The organism is Streptomyces sp. NPDC043427, from assembly GCF_056436655.1.
The window spans coordinates 176,989-197,536 of record NZ_JBWKCC010000006.1 but is presented as its reverse complement, the minus strand read 5'-3'; the positions used below and the strand labels follow the sequence as shown (position 1 = coordinate 197,536).

The following is a 20,548-nucleotide window of genomic DNA, read 5'->3' as shown; positions in this document are numbered from 1 at the left end:
GAGGAACCGTGACCACCACGCTCGCAGGCGGACGTGCCGCCCGCCGACAGACGATGCGCCGCATCCGCCCGCGCCGCTCCCCCGCCGTCCCGCTGCTGCTCGCTGTGTGGGCGGGTGCCGCGGGCGTGCTGTGGTTGTGGTGGAACAACACGCCGTCCATCGCGGACCAGACCGGGAAGATCATCAACGCGGGGCGGATCACCGGCCTGCTCGCCGGGTACCTGATGGCGCTGGTCGTGCTGCAGATGGCGCGGGTGCCCGCACTGGAGCGGCGGGTCGGCTCCGACCGGGTCGCCCGCTGGCACGCGATGAGCGGCCGCTACACGATCTGCCTGGTGCTGGCGCACATCTTCCTCACCATGTGGGGCTACGCGCTGCAGGCCGGCAAGACGCTCGGCGACATCGTCCAGCAGACGATCGACTCCATCAACCAGCTGCCGGACATGGGCAAGGCCGCCATCGGCACCGGTCTGCTGGTGCTGATCGGCCTGGTGTCGGTCGGCGGGGTCCGCAAGCGGCTGCCGTACGACACCTGGTACCACATCCACCTGATGACGTACGCCGCGGTGTTCCTGACGTTCTGGCACCAGATCACCACCGGCAACGACTTCGCCGTCGAGCCCACCGCGAAGACGGTCTGGTACGCGCTGTACGGGTCGGTCACGGCGCTGGTGATCTGGTACCGCGTCATCACGCCGGTGCGGCTGAACCTGCGTCACCGCATGCGGGTCGAGGCCGTGATCGAGGAGACGCCCGGCATCGTGTCGGTGCTGATCAGCGGGCGCAAGCTGCACCGGATGGGTGCGGAGGCCGGGCACTTCTTCCGCTGGCGCTTCCTCGCGCCGGGCATGCGGTTCAGCTCCCACCCGTACTCGCTGTCGGCGGCGCCGCGCCCCGACATGCTGCGGATCACGGTGAAGGCGATCGGCGACCACAGCGCCGCCCTGCGCGAGCTCACGCCCGGTACCCGGGTCTGGGCCGAGGGGCCCTACGGGGCGATGACCGCGTCCCGGCGCAGCCGCGGCAAGGTGCTGCTGGTCGCCGGCGGTGTCGGCATCACCCCGATGCGCGCGCTGTTCGAGACGCTGCCGGGTGCCTCCGGCGACATCACCCTCCTCTACCGGGCCAACAGCACCCAGGACCTGGCGCTGTGGGACGAGCTCGCCAAGATCGCGGACGAGCGCGGGGCACGGCTCATGTACGCGGTCAACAGCCCGGACGGGGAACGGCCGGACATCTCCGCGGAGAGCCTGCGCCGCAAGATCCCGGACATCGACAGCCACGACGTCTTCATGTGCGGGCCGAACGGTTTCGCCCAGTCGGTCTACGAGGCACTGCGCGGCGCGGGGGTCCCCGCCCGGCGTATCCATCACGAGTCGTTCGAGATGTGAGCGACGGGACCTCACGGGAATGACCTCAACTCACGGGAATCAGGAGCGATGAAGAAAAGCCACCCCATCCGACGCGTCGTGCTCGCGACCGCCGCCACCGTGTCCGGAGTCGTGCTGCTGCTGTCGCTGAAGCCGGCGTCGGACCCGGCCGGCGCGGCCGCGGCGGGCGGTGCGGCTCCCCAGCAGACGGCGGCGGCGCAGGAGTCGGCGCAGGGCGGCGCCGCGGCCGCCGGGTCCGGAGCGGTCACCGGGAGCGCGGTGCAGACCCAGTACGGGCCCGTGCAGGTGCGCCTGACCGTGAGCAACGGCAAGGTCACCCAGGCGGAGACGGTGCAGGCGCCCAAGGGCGGCCGCAGCGACCAGATCACCGCGGACGCGGTGCCCAAGCTCAACCAGGCGGCGGTCGCGGCGCAGAGCGCGCAGATCGACGCGGTGTCCGGGGCGACCTACACGAGCGCCGGGTACAAGCAGTCGCTGCAGTCGGCGCTGGACCAGGTGAAGGCGGGCGGTGGCGGCTCGGCGGAGGCGGGCGCCGGGGCGGGCGCGGGCTCCGGTGCTGGTGCGGGTTCCGGTGCGGCGCAGGCGAGCACCGTCACCGGTGCTGTGGCGCAGACGCAGTACGGGCCGGTCCAGGTCCGTATCACCGTCAGCGGTGGGAAGATCACCAAGGCCGAGGCGGTGCAGGCGCCCAAGGGCGGCCGCAGCGACCAGATCACGTCGGACTCCGTGCCGAAGCTCAACCAGGCGGCGGTGGCGGCCGGCAGCGCGGACATCGACGCGGTGTCCGGGGCGACGTACACGAGCGCGGGCTACAAGCAGTCGCTGCAGTCCGCGCTGGACCAGGCCGGTGGCTGACACGGTGGCCGAGTCCGCGGAAGCTCCCGCCGCGGTACGTCATGCGGAGGAGGTCATGGGGACTGTCTTCTCCTTCGACGTCCGCGGCGGGGACCCCGGGGCGGTGAAGGCGGCGCTGCAGGAGGCGGTCGCCGGGCTGCACCGGGTCAACGAGGTGTTCAGCACCTACCGGGACGACAGTCAGGTCTCCCTGCTGGCACGTGGTGAACGCACCGTCGAGGAGTGCGATCCCGAGGTCGCCGAGGTGCTGGAGCTGGCCGCCGAGGCGGAGCGGGTCAGCGAGGGCTGGTTCAGCACGACGTACGAGGGGCGCCTCGACCCGACCGGGATCGTCAAGGGCTGGGCCGGTGAGCGGGCGGCCCGGCGGATCGCCGCGGTGGCCGGCGTGAGCGGGGTGAGCGTCAACGGGGGCGGGGACGTTCAGCTGCTGGGCGTGCCCGGGCCGGCGCGGCCGTGGCGGGTGGGGGTGTCGGATCCGTTGCGGCCGGGCGGTCTGGCCGCGGTCGTCTCCGCGGCCGGGGCCGACGAGCTGGCCGTGGCGACGTCCGGGACCGCGGAGCGCGGTACGCACATCGTGGACCCGCGCACGGGACGTTCGGCGGTGACGGACCTGGTGGCCGTGACGGTGGTCGCGCCCCGGCTGACGTGGGCGGACTGCTGGGCGACGGCGGCGTTCGCCATGGGGTCGCGGGAGGCGCTGAGGTGGCTGGAGGCGCTGCCGGGCGTCGAGGCCCTGCTGATCACGGCGGGCGACGAGGTGCGGTGCACCGGGGGGCTGGCCAGGCGGTTGGGTTGAGTCCGCGGTGCGTCGGTGAGGGAGCCCAGGGCATCCTTGGCTCCCTCACCGACGTTTCCCCGTCACTTCTTGCGGCGGCTTCCTACCGCGAAGGCGATGACGACGACTCCGAAACTGATCCACAGGGGTATGCCGTCCATGCCCTTGTAGGCGAGCACGCCGCTTCTCCGTTCCGTGAGCGGGATGAGGCTCTCAGTCATACAGAAAACACACACCACCGCGCGTCGTGCCCCTGGTTTCGTCCCCCATACGGGCCGGAATGAGCCCTACCCCTTGAGCGGGGCAAACCGCCGCGAAGGCGAGGGAAACGGTGCGCCGACCGACGTCATCCGGTCACGAACCGCCGACCCGAGAGCCGGAGTCAGACCGAAAACGACACGTCAGTGCCCGTTCTGAGCCAGCCGCAGCAGATGGTCCGCCAACGCCTGTCCCCCCACCGGGTCCCGGCTGATCAGCAGCAACGTGTCGTCGCCGGCGATCGTGCCCAGGATGTCGTGCAGTTCGGCCTGGTCGATGGCCGAGGCGAGGAACTGGGCCGCACCCGGCGGGGTGCGCAGGACCACCAGGTTCGCCGAGGCCTCCGCGGAGATCAGCAGCTCCTGGGACAGGCGCCGCATCCGCTCCTCCTTCGCCGACTCCCCCAGCGGCGCGCGGGGCGTACGGAAACCGCCCTCGCTCGGCACCGCGTAGATCAGGTCGCCGTCGGTGTTGCGGATCTTCACCGCGTTCAGCTCGTCCAGGTCCCGGGAGAGCGTCGCCTGGGTGACGCTCAGCCCGTCGTCGGAGAGCAGCTTCGCCAACTGGCTCTGCGAGCGCACCGCCTGCCGGTTGAGGATGTCCACGATCCGGCGGTGGCGGGCGGTGCGTGTCTGCGGGAGGGCAGGCCCGTTGCCCCCGGCCTGCTCATGGTCCTGCGCCTGACTCATCGTCGTCTCATTCTCCGGATCGTCCGTCCCCGTTCGCTGCCGCGAGGATGCCGGACAGCGCCCCGAGGAAGGCGTCCGCCTCGTCGTCGCCGAGATTCAGCGCCGGCATCAGCCGTACGACGTCAGGGGCGGGCGCGTTCACGAGGAATCCGGCCTCCTGAGCCGCCTGCTGCACCTGAGGCGCGAGCGGCTCGGTGAGCACGATACCCAGGAGGAGGCCCGCACCCCGGACATAATCGATCAACGGGTGGCCGAGGCCCTCGATTCCGTCCCGCAGCTTGCCGCTCTGCCGCTTGACGTTCTCCAGCAACCCCTCGTTCTCGATGGTGTCGAGGACGGCGAGCCCGGCGGCGCAGGCGACGGGGTTGCCGCCGAACGTCGTGCCGTGCTGGCCGGGCTGGAGCAGCTCGGCGGCGCGCCCGAAGGCGACCGTCGCACCGAGGGGCAGTCCGCCGCCGAGGCCCTTGGCGAGGGTGACGACGTCGGGCAGGACACCCTCGTGCGCCTGGTACTCGAACCAGTGGCCGGTGCGGCCGATGCCGGTCTGCACCTCGTCCAGGACCAGCAGGGAGCCGGTGGAGGCGGTGATCGCGCGGGCCGCCTTGAGGTAGCCGGCCGGGGGCACCACGACCCCGTTCTCGCCCTGGACCGGTTCGATGATCACCAGGGCGGTCTCGTCGGTGACCGCGGCCGCCAGTGCCTGTGCGTCGCCGTACGGGACGTGTGTGACGTCGCCGGGCAGCGGCAGGAACGGGGTCTGCTTGCCGGGCTGGCCGGTCAGCGCGAGGGCGCCCATCGTGCGGCCGTGGAAGCCGCCGTGGGTGGCGACCATGTGGCTGCGCCCGGTCAGCCGGCCGATCTTGAAGGCGCCCTCGTTGGCCTCGGCGCCCGAGTTGCAGAAGAAGACCTTGCCGTCGCGGCCGAAGTGCCGGAGCAGCCGTTCGGCGAGCGCGACGGGCGGTTCGGCGACGAAGAGGTTGGAGACGTGACCGAGGGAGGCGATCTGCCGGCTCACTGCCTCCACGACCGCCGGGTGGGCGTGGCCGAGCGCGTTGACCGCGATGCCGCCGACGAAGTCGAGGTACTCCTTGCCGTCGGCGTCCCACAGCCTGCTGCCCTCACCGCGCACGAGAGGGAGGCGCGGGGTGCCATAGTTGTTCATGAGCGCGCCCTGCCAGCGCTGGGTGAGCTCTGCGTTGGTCGCGGTGTCGGTCATTCGGCATCCCCCTCTTGCTCGTCGGGCACGACCATCGTGCCGATGCCCTCGTCGGTGAAGATCTCCAGCAGGATCGAGTGCTGGACCCGCCCGTCGATGACACGGGCGGTCGTGACGCCGCCCCGCACGGCGTGCAGGCAGCCCTCCATCTTCGGGACCATGCCGGAGCTCAACTCCGGGAGCAACTTCTCCAGTTGGGAGGCGGTCAGGCGGCTGATCACCTCGTCGCTGTTGGGCCAGTCCTCGTAGAGGCCCTCGACGTCCGTGAGGACCATGAGGGTTTCGGCGCCCAGCGCAGCAGCGAGTGCCGCAGCCGCCGTATCAGCATTGACGTTGTAGACATGTCCGTCGTCCTGGGAGCGGGCGATCGACGAGACGACCGGGATACGGCCGTCGGCGAGCAGGGCCTCGATCGCGCCCGTGTCGATCGCGGTGATCTCGCCCACCCGCCCGATGTCGACCAACTCGCCGTCGATCTCGGGCCGGTGCTTGGTTGCGGTGATGGTGTGCGCGTCCTCGCCGGTGAGTCCCACGGCCAGCGGACCGTGCTGGTTGAGCAGGCCGACCAGCTCGCGCTGCACCTGCCCGGCGAGCACCATGCGTACGACGTCCATGGCGTCCTCGGTGGTGACGCGCAGGCCCGCCTTGAACTCGCTGACGATGCCGTGCTCATCGAGCGCCCGACTGATCTGCGGGCCGCCGCCGTGCACGACGACGGGCTTGAGACCGGCGTGGTGCAGGAAGACGACGTCCTTGGCGAAGGCGGCCTTCAGGTCCTCGTCGATCATGGCGTTGCCGCCGAACTTGATGACGACGGTCTTGCCGTTGTGGCGGACCAGCCAGGGCAGCGCCTCGATGAGGATCTGCGCCTTGGGAAGCGCGGTGTGTTTGCGGGTCACGTTGCTCACGTCGCTCATGAGGAGTAGGCGCTGTTCTCGTGGACGTAGTCGGCGGTGAGGTCGTTGGTCCAGATGATGGCGGTCTCGGAACCCGCGGCGAGGTCGGCGACGATGTGCACCTCGCGGTAGCGCATGTCGACCTTCTCGCGGTCTTCGCCGACACCGCCGTTCTTGCACACCCAGACGCCGTTGATGGCGACGTTGAGCCGGTCGGGCTCGAAGGCGGCCTTGGTCGTGCCGATCGCGGAGAGCACGCGGCCCCAGTTGGGGTCCTCGCCGTGGATGGCGCACTTGAGGAGGTTGTTGCGGGCGATGGAGCGGCCCACCTCGACGGCGTCGTCCTCGCTCGCCGCGTTGATCACCTCGACCTTGATGTCCTTGCTGGCGCCCTCGGCGTCCCGGATCAGCTGCTGACCGAGGTCGTCGCAGACTTGCCGTACGGCCTCGGCGAACTCCGCGTACTCGGGGGTGACTTCGGCCGACCCGGAGGCGAGCAGCAGCACCGTGTCGTTGGTGGACATGCAGCCGTCGGAGTCGACGCGGTCGAAGGTGACCTTGGTGGCGGCGCGCAGGGCCTTGTCCAGGGTCTCGTTGTCGAGGGCGGCGTCGGTGGTGAGGACGACGAGCATCGTGGCGAGGCCGGGGGCGAGCATGCCCGCTCCCTTGGCCATGCCGCCGACGGTCCAGCCGTCCTTGGTCACGACGGACGTCTTGTGGACGGTGTCGGTGGTCTTGATGGCGATGGCGGCCTTCTCACCGCCATGCTCGCTGAGGGCCTCGGCGGCCGTCTCGACGCCCGGGAGCAGCTTGTCCATCGGGAGGAGGACGCCGATGAGGCCGGTGGAGCACACGGTGACCTCGATGGCCGCGCGGCCGAGGACCTCGGCGACCTTCTCGGCGGTGGCGTGGGTGTCCTGGAAACCCTTGGGGCCCGTACAGGCGTTGGCACCACCGGAGTTGAGGACGACGGCCGACACCTGACCGCTCTTCAGCACCTGCTCGGACCACAGTACGGGCGCGGCCTTCACACGGTTGGAGGTGAAGACACCGGCGGCGGCGCGGCGGGGCCCGTTGTTGACCACGAGGGCCAGGTCCGGGTTGCCGTTCTCCTTGATCCCGGCGGCGATGCCCGCCGCCGTGAACCCCTTGGCTGCCGTGACACTCACGGTGCGACTCCGATCGTGGAAAGGCCGGTGGTCTCGTCGAGACCCAGGGCGATGTTCATGCTCTGGACGGCACCGCCCGCGGTGCCCTTGGTCAGGTTGTCGATGGCGCTGATCGCGATGATGCGTCCCGCGGCCTCGTCGTATGCGACCTGCACCTGAACGGCGTTGGAACCGTAGACGGACGCCGTCGCGGGCCACTGGCCCTCGGGGAGCAGGTGGACGAACGGTTCGTCGGCGTACGCCTTCTCGTAGGCGGCACGCAGCGAGTCGCCGGTGACGCCGCCCGTGGCCTTGGCGCTGCACGTGGCGAGGATGCCGCGGGGCATCGGCGCGAGGGTCGGCGTGAAGGAGACGGTGACGCGCTCACCGGCGGCCGCGGAGAGGTTCTGGATCATCTCGGGCGTGTGCCGGTGGCCGCCGCCGACGCCGTACGGCGACATGGAGCCCATGACCTCGCTGCCCAGCAGGTGCGGCTTGGGCGCCTTGCCCGCGCCGGAGGTGCCGGAGGCCGCGACGATCACGGCCTCGTTCGCGGCCAGCCCCGCCGCGTACGCCGGGAACAGCGCGAGCGTGGCGGCGGTCGGGTAGCAACCGGGCACCGCGATGCGCTTGGACCCCTCCAGCGCGGCGCGGGCGCCCGGCAGTTCGGGGAGGCCGTAGGGCCACGTCCCGGCGTGCGCGGAGCCGTAGAACTTCTCCCAGTCGGCCGCGTCCGTCAGCCGGAAGTCGGCGCCCATGTCGACGACGAGGACGTCCGGGCCGAGCTGCTCGGCGACGGCGGCTGACTGCCCGTGGGGCAGCGCCAGGAAGACGACATCGTGTCCGGCGAGCACCTCCGGCGTCGTCTCCCGCAGCACACGGTCGGCCAGCGGCAGCAGATGCGGCTGGAGCGCGCCGAGCCGCTGACCGGCGTTTGAGTTGCCCGTCAGGGCGCCGATCTCGGTTCCGGGGTGCGCCAGGAGCAGCCGCAGCAGCTCCCCGCCCGCGTATCCACTCGCTCCGGCGACCGCCACACGTACAGCCATGAACCCTCCTCCTGGATGGCATGACTATACGTATCGATGCACGATTATGCAATCGTGGCGGCACCCGGCCTGGGGGCGCCGCTGCGACGGAGATTTTTAGTTGGCACATGGAGAACGCTGGTTGGCAAATCTTGGTCCCGTCACGCTGTGTTGCGGGCAGTACCAGCGAAACGCCCCCGTCGCCGGTCGAGTGGTGCTTCTCTGGATGAGTGGGCGAGGCAGCGAGAGCGAAGATCCCGTCGGATTCAAGTCAGCTGGACCACCTTGTCACGGCGTACGACGGGGACGCCGGACTGCGGGATCGGCTGCGGCTCGGGGACGACTGGCCGCGTCGGTGGAGTTCGACGTGGCAGGTGGGCACCGACGAGGTCTGCTGGCCGGTCCGGGACATGGCTCACGTACCGGTGATGTCGTCCCGGCCGATGCGGGGGTTCACGTGGCGGGCGAAGCAGCGGCACCGCCCCGGCCTGGAGGCGATGGCGTCAGCGGGCGGGAAGCATGGCTTCGAGTCGCTGAAGGAAGTGAGCCTGCTGGTCGCGCTGGACTTCTTGAGGGCATCGGAAGTGCTGTCGCAGCCGTTCCGGCTTGATTTCGAGCATGCGGGCGGGCGCGCCTGGCACATCCCGGACTTCCTGGCCGTGATCGGCGGTGGGATGTGGTTGCTGGACGTCCGCCCGATGGAGCTGATCAAGGAAGAGGACGCGCTGAAGTTCGCGGCGGCCAGGGAAGTGGCGGCTGCCTGCGGCTGGCGCTACTCGGTGGTCGCGGGCTGGCGACCGCATGTCTGGAGCGTCCTTGACCACCTGTCCTCGCGCCGGCGGCCGGCGAGGGACCTTCTCGGCATGCGCGAGCAGCTGCTCACCGCTATCAGCGGGCAGAAGGGGCAGGCGATGACGTTCTCCGACCTGGCGGAGGCGACCAGCGTGCCTTCCGTTGGCCGGGCGAACATCGTCCGGCTGCTCTGGCACCGCGAGCTCGGCGTTGACCTGGGCAGTCCCTTGCGCCACAGCTCACTGATCTGGGCGGTGTGATGGCAGCGAGGGGATTCTTGCAGATCGCGCCGGGTAGGCGGGTCGCGCTCAATGGCGTCGAGTGGACGGTTGACGACGTCCACGGTCAACTCGGCCGGCTCGTCCTCGTGGATGACGACGGCCGCGCGGAGACCCGCTCGTTCCGTTGGCTCATCAACCATGCTGACCTGCGGCTTCTTCCGGCAGTCGAGTCAGGGCGCCCGCCGCCGGTCGCCCGGCAGCCGAGGACACTGGCCGACTTGACCAAGGACCAGTTAGAGCGGGCCCGGCTGCGGGCGGCGCACGTGCTGGAGGCCGAGACGGGGTTCCGGGAGGGCCACCCGGCTCGGGCCCTGCCGGGTGAGCCCCGGCCGGCCTACGACCCGGACCGCACGACGTTGACTCAGCGTCGGTACGCGAAGGCTGCGGAGATAGAGGCGATGCCCCGTCCGGAGGCGGTCCGGTGCGGTCTGCAGCACCTCAGCTACCGGACGCTGGTACGTCTGTCGGGACTGGCGGGCGACAGTCTCCTGCTGGCCTGCGCGGACGGGCGCTGGACGCGGCGACGCAGCGGGCACCGCACCATCACGAAGGAGATCCGGGAGGCGATCTTCGCAGTAAAGGCCGAGTGCGGCCCACGCGCCCGCCTGAGCCAGGGTGCCAAGCACCGGTTGATGCACCAGTACATGCGTGAGCGGTTCCCGACGTTTCCCACTGAGAAGATCCCTTCACGCTGGACGCTCGCGGCCGTCTGGAAGGAGTGGTTCGGGCCCGGCGGAGCTCGGCCGCGTTACGGGCGGACGGCGGAGGCGGCCGCGGAGGCCGGGGTCTCCGGCCGGGTGGTGGTCCACAGGCCGGGCCAGGTTCTGGTGCTGGACTCGACCCCGATGCCGGTGAAGCTGCGCGAGACCGTGTTCGGCGACGCGATCACCGCGACGCTGACCCTCGCACTCGATCTCTACACGCACGGGCTGCCGGCCTTCCGGCTCACGCTCCAGTCCGACACCTCGGTCGACATCGCGATGCTGCTGCGGGACGTGATGCTGCCGCTTCCGATGCGGGACGGCTGGGGCGAGGACATGGAATGGCCCTACGCAGGGGTGCCGGCCGAGGTTATCGCCGAGTTCACCGGGCACCGGGTCGCCGCTCTGCCGTTCTTTGCCCCGGAGACGGTCACCACCGACCACGGGGGCCCCTACAAGAATCACGACCTGGTGGAAGCCGAAACGGAGATCGGCTGCCGGATCCTGCCTGCTCGCGTCCTGCGGCAGACCGACAAGTTCGCGGTCGAGCGCCAGTTCCTCACCATCCAGACCATGCTCTTCGAGCACCTGCTGGGATTCACCGGCGGTGACGTCGCGGACCGCGGGGCCGACCCGGAACGCGATGCGAGCCTCACGCTCGTGCAAGCCGAGCACATCATCGCGACCTGGATCGTCCAGATCTGGCAGAACCGTAAACTAGGCGAATACGCCCCGAGTTGGGCGCCGGGGGAAGACCACAGCCCCAACACCCTGTTCGCTGCCGCGATGGAACAGGGCGGCTTCGACCTGGACTTCCCCGAACCGAGCTTCTACTACAAGGTCCTGCGCAAACACCACGTGAAGATCCATCCTCGTCGCGGGGTGAAGATCCTCGGGCTCTGGTATCACCACCCGGTCTTCGACGAGCCGCGCTTCCAGCAACCCTCCGCCCGGGGCGGCAAACACGCGGGCAAGTGGGTTGTCCGCAGTGACCGGAGGGACCGCCGACAGGTGTTCTTCCAGGACCCTGCCGACCACGAGACCTGGCACATTCTGCGCTGGAGAGGACTGCCGCCCGAAGGTGAGATCCCTGCTTTCTCGGACAAGACTGCCGACGCCCTGCTGACACGCGTGAGGGCGAACAAGATCAGGATCCATTCCGAGAGCGAGCTGTTGGAACATCTGCTGGGGATCCTCGGCTCGGTGACCCCAGTCGACCAGTGGCCCAGCCAGGCCAAGAAGAAGGCCGGGAAGAAGGAGCGCGTCGCCCGGGCCCGCGAAATCACCCGGGCACAGGCCGCGGCGGCCGACCGGCCCGCCACACCGGCAACCGCAAACGAGCAGGTCCCAGCCGAGATGCCCGGGACTTGGGCCGAGCACGCCCGCACGATCGACCACGCGGTCGACGCCGACCGGCGCCGACGACGCGAAGAGGCACTCGCCGGCACCAGGCCCGTCGCACCGGCAACGCTGCACGCAGCCCTGAACCGGCGCCGCATGTTCCGGCTTCCGCCTCCCGACGACTCGGAGGCCGACACAACGGTCCGGGAGGACGACACGTGACCCAAGCGCTCTCTCACGACGATTCGGTGGAAGGCCTCCCTTCACGAGCCAGGATCGCCGCGTTGATCCTGGGCAGCCGCCCGTCCCTCGACACCTACGCCGGCTGGCAGCACTACCGTACCCACTGCGATCTCCTCGTCCCTGCCTCCGTCAGCTCGCCGAAGCAGTGGTCAATGCTTCCCGCGAGCCGCCAGTACGACTACGACCTCTACCGAGAGCTGACGAACGCGAACCTTCCACTGCAGGACACCCCCATGCACGACAAGGTCGGCAGGCTGATCCGGCGCCGATTGAGCGGCAACACGAGGAAGAAGAATGACCCGACCCGCGCCGGCGTCATGATCAGCGGCTGGGGCAACTACGGCAAAACCGCGTCCGTCATCTCAGCCGGGGCCGTCTTCGAAGACCAGTGGCTGGAACTGCACAGCCACCTCAACCCCGGGGCCGTTCCGGGCACTCGCGACCTTCATTCGCCGGTCGTCTATGTCTCGACCCCGGTGACCGCGACCCCGAAGAGCCTTTGCGCATCGATCCTGGGCTTCTTCCAGGCCCAGACCCGCAAGTCGGCCACGCTGCCCGAACTGGTACGGCAGGTCGTCGACTCCCTCCATGACCACGGCGTCAAAGCGCTGATCCTGGACGACATCAGCCGGCTGCGGATGCACAGAGCCGACGATCAGGATGTCCTCGACCTGATGCGGGCCTTCATGAGCGTGGACGTCACCCTGATCCTGACCGGCGTCAACATCCCCGGCACCGGGCTGCTTCGCGAGGCCACGTGGAACAAGAAGACCGGGCAGTGGGAAATGCCTCCGCTGGAGTCGACCCGCATCCACGGCTTGGAGATCACCCAGACCGAGCACCGCTTCGAGCTCATCGAGATCGACCGCTTCCGCTACACCACCCCGGAGCAGATCCAGGCATTCGTCGATCATCTGGAGGGAATCGAGCAGCACCTGCGGCTTTTCAACGCGAAGGCGGGCATGCTCACTGGCGGCGCCATGCCGGAGTACTTGATGCGTCGCACTGGCGGTGTCATCGGCCTGCTGGGACGCCTGCTCGAAGACGGCGCCCAGGAGGCCATGGAGTCCGGGAAGGAACTGATCGACGAGAGCCTGCTGGACGAGATCGTGCTACGACGGGACGCGCCTGAACAGGCGCCGGACGAGCCCGTGATCCCGGCCGACCCGCCGACCTCTGACAAGACCCCCAAGCCGGCGAAGCGCCCCCGGAACACCGTCTTCGATGACGCTGGTCCGGCTGCCCGCGCAGGCGCCTGACGGATGAATCCGATGCATCCACTGCCCCGGAGTCTCGAACCTCTGCTTGGAGAGTCCCTGGTCAGCTACCTGCTGCGGCTTGGGCACCGTCTCGGTCTCTCGCCTCTGCACCTGATTCGCGCGGCGGGCTGGATCGAGGACGGTGCCAACCCAAATCACTTCCCCGGCAGTCTGCTGCTGGACCTTCCCAGGCCACAGATCGAAGCATTCGCCCGGCTCACGGGACAGACGGCCGGGGAAGTCTCCGCTCTGACGCTGGCGCAGTGGCGGGCCCGTTACCCGCCGATCGCCCGGTCCCTGCCCGGCCCGGGACGCTTGATGAGGCCAGATGCGTGGCTCTACGTCGGCTCGCCCCGCTTCTGCCCCTCCTGCCTGGCGGGCGACGGCACTGGGGTCCAGCAAATGCACGGCGGGCCCTGGCTCAAGCTCTGGCACCTGCCCATCGTCTTCGCCTGCACCGAGCACCGGACCTACCTGGAAGCCGAATGCCCGCACTGCGGTCAGCCGCACGACACACAAGGACCTCTGGTCCAACGAGCCAACGACCATACGCTGCATCCAGCGCAATGCCGGTGGACAGTCAACTCAGCGGCACCGAGGAGGAAGTCGTTCGCCTGCGCCGGCAGACTCGACCACCGCACCGGGTCTGGGTATGACCGGCCACGACCGACTGCGGACATCCTCCGCTTCCAGAAGTCCCTCCGCGGTCGCCTGAAATCGCCCACTCGAATCACGGACGCGTCCGAGTACTTCACCGATCTCCGGCTGGCCACCGCGCTGATCAGTGCGACATGGCCTCACAGCCGGGACCTCCTCGACGCCGGCACCGCTGAGCGAATTGATTCGCACTCGCAGGACCTGCATGTCGGTCCGGGCAGGAGACACGACCAACAAGTCCATGACACGCCACCGCGTGACCCCATTGCCTGCGGAGCTCTACTCATGGCCGCAGACCGCCTGCTCTCAAGAGACGACCTGCCTGACCTCATCTCGGATCTCACGCGCGCCGCCTTCGGCAGCCCTTCGAGCCGAACACCATGGGCCGTTCTCTACGACAGGCACAAGAGCGACTGCTCCGAGCGACTCCGCCGGGTCGCTGAACCCGCCACTCGGACGTTCCCCCGGGTCAGCGGACGCAGAGGCACACGAGGACCACTCCGAAGCGGCTACCAGCCCGAGCACATCCCAGCGTTCCTGGAGCCCGACTGGTATCAACGTTATCTGGCCAGCTGCGCGGGCTCGGAAGCCAAGTCCGTACGCAGGGCCGCCGCGGTCCGGCTCGTCCAGTGGACCATGGGCGGAACCTACGACGACGCCGCCGAGTTCCTCGGGATCACGCCAGTCCAGACACACCTACTCACTGGCCGCGAGACCCGGCGCTCAGCATGGACGCGATGCAACCCTCTTGAGGTCGACAAAGCCCTTCGCGCTCTCGCCTCAGAACTGCAATCGCGACGTCAACCACCAGTTGACTACTGGCGCAGGCGACAAGCACTTCACGACTGGGTGCTCAGCATCGACTCCTGGGAAGCGCTGGTCAAAGAACTCCCGTCCGTTCGAACCCAGACCCGCACCCGAACCGACGACCGCAAGCGCCAGGACGCCTCGGTATTCATCTGGACGCTGGTCACGCGCGGCGAGCACCTCTTCGCTCCCCGCCCACTCGAAGCCGCGCAGCCCACCGAGATTCAGCAGGAGTGGGCCGTGCGACGGAACACCGCATGGTTCCAGTTCTCCCGCCCCGATCCGCTGCGCCACTACTCGGACCTGCGGCGACTTCTCGCCCGCTACGCGCAGCGACTCGCCCAGGACATCGATTCAGGCGCTGTACAGATTTGATGGGCGGCGAGGGGGGTGACCGCGTAGATGTTCTCGCGGATTTCGGGCCGGGCGGTGGGCTTGCGGCGGCGGTGGACCCGGATGGCGAGGCGGGTGTGGGGGAAAGCGATACCGCCGATGTTGCCGGCGATGACTCTGCCCGCGGACCGTCACAAAACTTCGAGGCTAGGATCCTTAGCACGTGCGTCTCGACTCAGGGGAACCGAGCACAACACAGCTCAGCTCAGTCCTTAGCGTGACGAAACGGTCAGTTCTGAACGTCCATGCAGGGGATGACAGGTGGGGTCAAGTGAAGATCATCTCGTTCTTCAACCACAAAGGCGGGGTCGGGAAGACCACCCTGGTCTACAACATCGGAGTCGCCCTGGCCAGGTCTCATCGCATCCTCTTCATTGATGCGGACGCCCAGGCGAATCTTACCAGCGCAGCAATTCCTGTCATGGAGATTGAAAAGCTATTCAATGACAACCGCACAATCTACTCGTGCTTGCGCCCAGTCATTGAAGGATCCGGCGGACTGAATTCCGTCAATCCAGTTCAGATTAGGGACAATGCATGGATCCTGCCCGGCGATATTCGAATTAGCGATTACGAGGAATTTGCCCCCACAGGCTGGACCGAGGCTTTGGCCGGCATGCCTAGAGGTTTCCAGGTCACCTCGGCTTTCTATCGCCTCATCCGGAATGCGGCATCGCGCATCTCGGCGGATTATGTATTTGTTGATCTCGGCCCAAATGTCGGAGCATTGAATCGAAATGTGATTCTTGGGTCGACCGGCTTCGTCGTCCCTTTGGCTCCTGACCTTTTCTCGCTAACCGCACTCCCTAGCGTTGGCAAGAGTGTCGCTTCATGGATCACTGGCTGGGAGGCCGCCAAGAGCTCGGCCGACAGAAGGAACGCTGAATTTGACTTCGAGCTCCCAGTCGGCAAGCCCAGCCCTCTTGGCTACGTCAGCCAGCAGTTCACCGTGTATCGCGATCAGCCAGCAGAGGCGTACAAACACTGGAACGATAGAATGCCCGAAGCATACCAGCGGGGCATTGTCGATGAGCTTCAAGCCGTTCGGGTCCGCATCCCCCCAGGAGAGACATCCATCGGTGAAGTATCCAACATGTCGAGTCTGATCCCAATCTCCCAGCGCACCCACAAGGCTGTCTTTGAGCTCAATGGAAGCGAAGCCCGGGGCGCTCACTACAGTCGCGCTAGGAACGCTATCCACCTTTTCGCCGACCTCGCAACAAAGATCTCGCAGCGCGCAGATGAGATGGACCAGGGGTAAGAATGCTGATCACCCTCGATACCAACTTGATTCCCCGCAAGGGAATTCTCCGCAGCGTCGAGATTTCCACAATCTTGCGCATTGCGTCCACGCTGGGCGCCCGGGTGGCACTCGCTCAGACGGTGTTTGCGGAGTCCATCAGCGCCCGGCGTAGAGATGTTCAGGAAGCAATGGATGCGCATAGCAGATCCATGCAGAAACTCAGAAACTTCTGCAGCATCGACTCATACTACATCCCGTCGATTGATGCAGTTGTCGATGACTGGGAATCACAGCTACGGTCCGCATTCGAGGAACTCCCATTGAGTGGTGACGATGCGATAGAAGCCCTTGAACGTGAGGCCCTACGCATCAAACCTTCAAAGAGCAACGGGACTGGGAGCAGAGATGCGGCAATCTGGCTCACTATCAAGAGAGCCCATCTCACTACTGCCGGACCGACTCATTTCGCCTCGAACAACACGGAGGATTTCGCCATCAGGAAGGGAAGTGACACACTGGATCCCGACCTTGCCCAAGAGCTGGGAGAGCGAATTGGCGACTTCACCTATCACAAAGACCTCAAGTCGATCATCCGTGCTTTATGTTCAGAAGTCGAGGTCTCGGTTGACGCTGCTTCTTTTCCCGAGGATCTATCGCTTTCGATCATTGATCAGATCGTCGCACACAATGATCTGAAGAACTTCGCCGACCTTGCAGATGTGAGCCCCGACGAAGTCGGCCCAATCGAGGACATCGCCCTCGATTCTCTGCGAGTTCGAAGCGCGTACTCGGCAGAAGGCGTCGTAGTCGGATTCTTGACGGCGAAGTTCACTCTTGCTCTCGCCGCGGAGGTTCACGAGACCCTGGGGACAGCGATTGCAGGCACCCTGGGTGGCTGGTTCGAAATGGACGACGGGGGTGTCGCAGTCTTCGATGTCACGGTATTGAAAGATGTCGGCTATGAGCGCCCTTGGGGCCCAGAAGATGACGCCTTCGATGAAATCGATACGGAACATCCTGGCTGATTGACCTCTGATTCAAACCCGCCTCACCGACCTTACCACCGTCATTCACGAGCACTGGGGAATCGAAAATTCCTCCCACTACGACCCCACCGACCGCGCCGCCTGTGCCGTAACCCCGCTCCGAGCCCGTCGCCGAGTCCCCGGAGGAGGACGCGTCCTCACGTCAGGCCGTGGGCGACTCTTTCACGCAGTACCGCAAGGAGATCGACAGGTTCCCGCTGCTCGCCCGGCGACAGGAGGCGGAACTGGGCCAGGCCATCGAGGCGGGACTGCTGGCTCGCGAGCAGTTGGACGAGGCCGACCGGAACATTGCCCCCAAGCTGCGACGTGAGCTCGAACAGCTGGTCCGGCTCGGGGAACTGGCGTTCGCAGACTTCGCCCAGGCGAACCTCCGGCTGGTGGTCAGCATGGCCACCTGGTGCACGAGCTAAGGCCTGGACCTCATGGATCTGATCCCGGAGGGCAACCTCGGCCTGCTGCGCGCCATCGAGAAGTTCGACCACCTCAAGGGGAACAAGTTCTCGACGTATGCCGTCACGTGGATCCGGCAGGCGATCACACGGGCCCTGGCAGACAAAGGCCGCACGATACGGATCCCCGTCCACGCGCACGAAACCCTGACCGCGCTACGGAAGGCGGCACGGGAGTTGGGGCACGAGTCACCCACCGACGCTCTCCCCACAGTGGCCGCCCGCGCGGGTGTCGCCGTTGACGAGGCGCACGTCCTACTGGCCCGGGTCCGCCGAACACTCCCCCTGGAAGACCTGACCGAGTCCATCGGTGACGACGCCTTGCACGAGGAAGCGGACCGGAGCATTCAGGGACCGCACTGGACCGAACCGGACTTCTACTACGGTGACCCGTCCCCGGGAGAAGTCCGTGATCTGTTCAGCTGCCTCTCCGAACGAGAGCGCCAGGTGATGACCCTCCGGCTCGGACTCGACGACGGTCCCGAGCTCACCCTCGAAGCGATCGGAGCGGAGCTGAACCTCACCCGGGAACGGATCCGCCAGATCGAGTCCAAGGCCCTGACGAAGCTGCGGGAGCAGATCAACGTGTACCGGATCCGCGCCGCCCGAACGGTCCGCGAGCCGTCGCGCGCCCTACCGAGCGACGCGGCCGGGCCTCCCACCGAGTTCGCCTCCGACGCCCCCTGTGTGCGTCGAAGGGTCTACGGGCCCGGAGGATTCATCGTGGTCGGCCATCAGAGGATTCACGTGGGCATGCAGTGGCACGCGAGGACCGTCACCGTCCTGGTGGCGGACGAATGGTTCCGAGTCGTGCACGACGGGCGCGAGATCACGACTGTGCGTCGCCACCGCACGGGAGTCGACAAGATCCACGGGGCTCCGGACTGAGGCGGTGCCGTAGCCCACACTCGGCATCACACCGCGAAGAACTCACTGGCCCGCCCGCTGTACGACACATACAGCGCCTCCCGCGCCCGGGTGCAGGCGACGAACAGCAGACATCGCTCGGCAGCCAGGTCGGTGGTGTGCTGGATATGGTCCACCTCGGCCGGGGTGACGGCCGGCGCGAACGGGAAGGCGGAGCGGGTGACCCCGGCGACGGCGACGCACCGGTACTCCAGGCCCTTCATGCTGTGCAGCGTCGACACCCGTACCCCAACCGCACTCTCCGGTTCCCCGTCCCGCACCCGCACGACGGGGATGCCGGCCGCGGCGAGGCGGTCGCCGAGCTTGCCCGCCAGGGTGTTGAAGCGGGTGCAGACGGCGATGTCGGAGGGCGCGACCCCGGCATCCATCCAGTCGCGCACTCGGCGCACGACCGCGTCCGCCTCCTCGTTCTCACTCCCGTGCCCCTCACACACGGGCTGTGCGCCGTGCAGCAGCGAGCGGTATCCGGTGAGGGTGTCGTGGGCGTCACCGGTCAGGTCGGCGACGGGCTCGCTGTCGAGCAGGCCGCGGGCCCAGCGCAGGATCTCCTCGGTGGAGCGGTAGTTGACGCGCAGTCGTCCGCTGCGTCCCGCGACGGAGATGCCGAGGGAGCGCAGCGAGACCCGGGCGTCGTAGATCCGCTGGTGCGGGTCGCCGGTGACGAACAGGTCGTCGGGTCCGTCGGGGGCCAGAACCCGCAGCAGGCGCCACTGCGCCGGGTGCAGGTCCTGCGCCTCGTCCACGACGACATGGTCGTACGACGGTCCCGCACCCGGCTTGTCGCGCAGCAGCCGGGTGGCCTCGGCGCAGACCTGGAGCCACGTGTGCGCCCGGTCACGGGTCAGGCCTTCCTCGAACAGGGTCACGGCCTGCCAGACGCGCCGCCGCTGGGTCTGCCCGAGCGCGCTGCCGCGTCCACGCCGTTCGCACGCCAGGTACTCCTCCTCGCTGCGCAGGTCCTGGGCGAGGACCACATGCCGGTACTCCTGGGACAGGAACGCCTCGTTCCAGGGCAGTTCGAGGCGGCGGGCCACGCGCTGCCAGCGGGTGCGCTCGTCCCGGTCGCCGAGCGCGGTCCCCGGGTTGCCGCGCAGCTGCCGTACGACGCGGTGGCCGACGGCGTCGACGGTGGTGACGTCGACACGGGCGAGCAGCGCCGGGTCGTGGTCGAGCAGCAGGGCGAGGCTGCTCTGCAGGGAGCGGGCCAGGGCTCCGGTGTAGGTGGTGAGGAGGACGCGCGTGTCGGGTGCCCGGTCCAGGAGGTGCTTGACCCGGTGCAGGGCGACGACCGTCTTTCCGGTACCGGGGCCTCCGGTGATCTGGGCGGGACCGGCATAGGCGGGCCGGTAGGCGATGCGCCGCTGGGTGGGGTGGAGGAAGATCCGCCACGCGGCGAAGGGCTTGGTCAGGATGTCGGCGAGTTCGTCGGGGCCGGTGACGAGCGCGATGCGGCTGCGGGTGCGGGTGACGGCGGCGGCCAGGTCGTCCCCGGCGGTGTCCTCCCCCGCCGCGCTCTCGGCGACGGTCGTCTTCTGGCGTACGGCGACGAGGTCCCGGTAGATGTCGTCGGGGTCGAGGCCCTCGGCGAGCAGCCACAGCGCCTCGTACTGGTCCTCCGGCATCAGCGAGCCGAACGCCTCCAGCTGCGCCTTGCCGGTGACGGTGCGGGCGGCGCGCAGGGTGACGTCGTCGACGCCGAGGTGCCGCAGGACGGTGTCCGACCAGGGGGCGAACAGGAGTTGGGGGGCCGCGGCGGCCTCCTGAGCGAAGAGCGGGGTGATCTGCTCCATGGCGGTCAGGTCGCGTACTTCGAGGCAGCGGGTCACGGAGTTGACGGTGTAGAGCCGTCGGCGGGCCCAGGAGTAGGCCTTGTCGTGGGGGACGACGTGGACGAAGACGAAGAGGTCGCTGCCGTCGTCGGGCGCGAGCAGCACTATCCGCAGGCCGTCGTCGACGCGGATGGTCCGCATCCGCGGGTCGCGCGAGCTCACCACCGATTCCAGGTGTAGCCCCTTGTCCGCGTGGAGTTGCGGGACCGTCAGCTGCTGGAACTTGGCCATCGCCTTGTGGACGCGGGCGCGGGCCGGCTTGTCCAGCCGGTCGACGCCCTCCCAGAACGTGTTGGTGATCGCGATCTGCGGCATGTTCCCCACCCT

Annotated in this window: 18 protein-coding genes; 11 read left to right on the top strand and 7 right to left on the bottom strand. The window is 68.0% G+C overall.

All coding sequences use genetic code 11. From position 1 onward, the window contains the following. The first annotated feature begins 8 nt into the window (after positions 1-8). The 3 genes from AC067M_RS14055 to AC067M_RS14045 are packed head-to-tail and all read left to right on the top strand — an operon-like array spanning position 9 to position 3,042. Positions 9-1,391 carry a ferredoxin reductase family protein gene (locus tag AC067M_RS14055; protein ID WP_478697259.1) on the top strand — a complete coding sequence of 461 codons (1,383 nt, stop codon included), beginning with the start codon at positions 9-11 and terminating at the stop codon, positions 1,389-1,391. Positions 1,392-1,439: 48 nt separating this feature from the next. Continuing rightward, complete coding sequence (locus AC067M_RS14050) at positions 1,440-2,246, top strand: FMN-binding protein (protein WP_478697258.1); 807 nt, start codon at positions 1,440-1,442, stop codon at positions 2,244-2,246. Next, positions 2,239-3,042, top strand: a complete 804-nt coding sequence (locus tag AC067M_RS14045) for an FAD:protein FMN transferase (RefSeq protein WP_478697257.1) — start codon at positions 2,239-2,241, stop codon at positions 3,040-3,042. The genes AC067M_RS14050 and AC067M_RS14045 overlap by 8 nt, the downstream gene beginning before the upstream one ends. A 62-nt stretch (positions 3,043-3,104) precedes the next feature. Here AC067M_RS14045 and AC067M_RS14040 read toward each other — a convergent pair whose 3' ends face one another. The 6 genes from AC067M_RS14040 to argC form a co-directional block, all read right to left on the bottom strand. After that, entirely contained in the window at positions 3,105-3,242 is a 138-nt protein-coding gene (locus AC067M_RS14040; protein WP_478697256.1) for a hypothetical protein, read from the bottom strand. A gap of 180 nt (positions 3,243-3,422) precedes the next feature. Continuing rightward, positions 3,423-3,968 carry an arginine repressor gene (locus AC067M_RS14035; protein ID WP_478697255.1) on the bottom strand — a complete coding sequence of 182 codons (546 nt, stop codon included), beginning with the start codon at positions 3,966-3,968 and terminating at the stop codon, positions 3,423-3,425. Between the two features lie 7 nt (positions 3,969-3,975). After that, positions 3,976-5,184: an acetylornithine transaminase gene (locus AC067M_RS14030; RefSeq protein WP_478697254.1), complete on the bottom strand. Its 1,209-nt coding sequence runs from the start codon at positions 5,182-5,184 to the stop codon at positions 3,976-3,978. Further along, positions 5,181-6,101 carry an acetylglutamate kinase gene (gene argB, locus AC067M_RS14025; protein ID WP_478697253.1) on the bottom strand — a complete coding sequence of 307 codons (921 nt, stop codon included), beginning with the start codon at positions 6,099-6,101 and terminating at the stop codon, positions 5,181-5,183. The genes AC067M_RS14030 and argB overlap by 4 nt, the downstream gene beginning before the upstream one ends. Further along, positions 6,098-7,249: a bifunctional glutamate N-acetyltransferase/amino-acid acetyltransferase ArgJ gene (argJ, locus tag AC067M_RS14020; RefSeq protein WP_478697252.1), complete on the bottom strand. Its 1,152-nt coding sequence runs from the start codon at positions 7,247-7,249 to the stop codon at positions 6,098-6,100. The genes argB and argJ overlap by 4 nt, the downstream gene beginning before the upstream one ends. Next, a complete protein-coding gene (gene argC / locus AC067M_RS14015; protein ID WP_478697251.1) occupies positions 7,246-8,274 on the bottom strand; it encodes an N-acetyl-gamma-glutamyl-phosphate reductase in 1,029 nt (342 codons plus the stop codon). The genes argJ and argC overlap by 4 nt, the downstream gene beginning before the upstream one ends. A gap of 353 nt (positions 8,275-8,627) precedes the next feature. Between argC and AC067M_RS14010 the strand changes: the two genes are divergently transcribed. The 8 genes from AC067M_RS14010 (at position 8,628) to AC067M_RS13975 (ending at position 18,353) form a co-directional block, all read left to right on the top strand. After that, complete coding sequence (locus AC067M_RS14010) at positions 8,628-9,305, top strand: TnsA-like heteromeric transposase endonuclease subunit (protein WP_283971813.1); 678 nt, start codon at positions 8,628-8,630, stop codon at positions 9,303-9,305. Next, positions 9,305-11,590, top strand: coding sequence for a transposase (locus tag AC067M_RS14005; RefSeq protein ID WP_478697250.1), 2,286 nt, complete (start codon positions 9,305-9,307; stop codon positions 11,588-11,590). Before AC067M_RS14010 ends, AC067M_RS14005 begins: the two co-directional genes overlap by 1 nt. After that, complete coding sequence (locus AC067M_RS14000; protein ID WP_478697249.1) at positions 11,587-12,870, top strand: TniB family NTP-binding protein; 1,284 nt, start codon at positions 11,587-11,589, stop codon at positions 12,868-12,870. Before AC067M_RS14005 ends, AC067M_RS14000 begins: the two co-directional genes overlap by 4 nt. Positions 12,871-12,882: 12 nt before the next feature. Next, positions 12,883-14,709, top strand: coding sequence for a TniQ family protein (locus tag AC067M_RS13995; protein WP_478697248.1), 1,827 nt, complete (start codon positions 12,883-12,885; stop codon positions 14,707-14,709). Positions 14,710-14,998: 289 nt separating this feature from the next. Beyond that, entirely contained in the window at positions 14,999-15,988 is a 990-nt protein-coding gene (locus AC067M_RS13990) for a ParA family protein (RefSeq protein ID WP_478697247.1), read from the top strand. A 2-nt stretch (positions 15,989-15,990) separates the two neighbouring features. Next, positions 15,991-16,995 (top strand): PIN domain-containing protein, encoded by a 1,005-nt coding sequence (locus AC067M_RS13985; protein WP_478697246.1) that lies wholly within the window; start codon positions 15,991-15,993, stop codon positions 16,993-16,995. Positions 16,996-17,165: 170 nt separating this feature from the next. Then, entirely contained in the window at positions 17,166-17,426 is a 261-nt protein-coding gene (locus AC067M_RS13980; RefSeq protein WP_478697245.1) for a sigma-70 factor domain-containing protein, read from the top strand. Positions 17,427-17,438: 12 nt separating this feature from the next. After that, positions 17,439-18,353 carry a sigma-70 family RNA polymerase sigma factor gene (locus AC067M_RS13975; protein WP_478697244.1) on the top strand — a complete coding sequence of 305 codons (915 nt, stop codon included), beginning with the start codon at positions 17,439-17,441 and terminating at the stop codon, positions 18,351-18,353. A 26-nt stretch (positions 18,354-18,379) separates the two neighbouring features. Here the strand turns inward: AC067M_RS13975 and AC067M_RS13970 are convergent, their stop codons facing one another. Further along, the gene (locus tag AC067M_RS13970) at positions 18,380-20,536 is read right to left on the bottom strand and encodes a UvrD-helicase domain-containing protein (protein WP_478697243.1); all 2,157 of its coding nucleotides are present in this window, start codon (positions 20,534-20,536) and stop codon (positions 18,380-18,382) included. Positions 20,537-20,548 lie beyond the last annotated feature (12 nt).

Excerpts from the sequence above, each read along its gene's own strand:
- AC067M_RS14050 (WP_478697258.1), top strand. The coding sequence starts at position 1,440 with ATGAAGAAAAGCCACCCCATCCGACGCGTCGTGCTCGCGACCGCCGCC.
- AC067M_RS14040 (WP_478697256.1), bottom strand. The coding sequence starts at position 3,242 with ATGACTGAGAGCCTCATCCCGCTCACGGAACGGAGAAGCGGCGTGCTC.
- AC067M_RS14035 (WP_478697255.1), bottom strand. The coding sequence starts at position 3,968 with ATGAGTCAGGCGCAGGACCATGAGCAGGCCGGGGGCAACGGGCCTGCC.
- AC067M_RS14030 (WP_478697254.1), bottom strand. The coding sequence starts at position 5,184 with ATGACCGACACCGCGACCAACGCAGAGCTCACCCAGCGCTGGCAGGGC.
- argB (WP_478697253.1), bottom strand. The coding sequence starts at position 6,101 with ATGAGCGACGTGAGCAACGTGACCCGCAAACACACCGCGCTTCCCAAG.
- argC (WP_478697251.1), bottom strand. The coding sequence starts at position 8,274 with ATGGCTGTACGTGTGGCGGTCGCCGGAGCGAGTGGATACGCGGGCGGG.
- AC067M_RS14005 (WP_478697250.1), top strand. The coding sequence starts at position 9,305 with ATGGCAGCGAGGGGATTCTTGCAGATCGCGCCGGGTAGGCGGGTCGCG.
- AC067M_RS13995 (WP_478697248.1), top strand. The coding sequence starts at position 12,883 with ATGCATCCACTGCCCCGGAGTCTCGAACCTCTGCTTGGAGAGTCCCTG.
- AC067M_RS13985 (WP_478697246.1), top strand. The coding sequence starts at position 15,991 with ATGCTGATCACCCTCGATACCAACTTGATTCCCCGCAAGGGAATTCTC.
- AC067M_RS13975 (WP_478697244.1), top strand. The coding sequence starts at position 17,439 with ATGGATCTGATCCCGGAGGGCAACCTCGGCCTGCTGCGCGCCATCGAG.
- AC067M_RS13970 (WP_478697243.1), bottom strand. The coding sequence starts at position 20,536 with ATGCCGCAGATCGCGATCACCAACACGTTCTGGGAGGGCGTCGACCGG.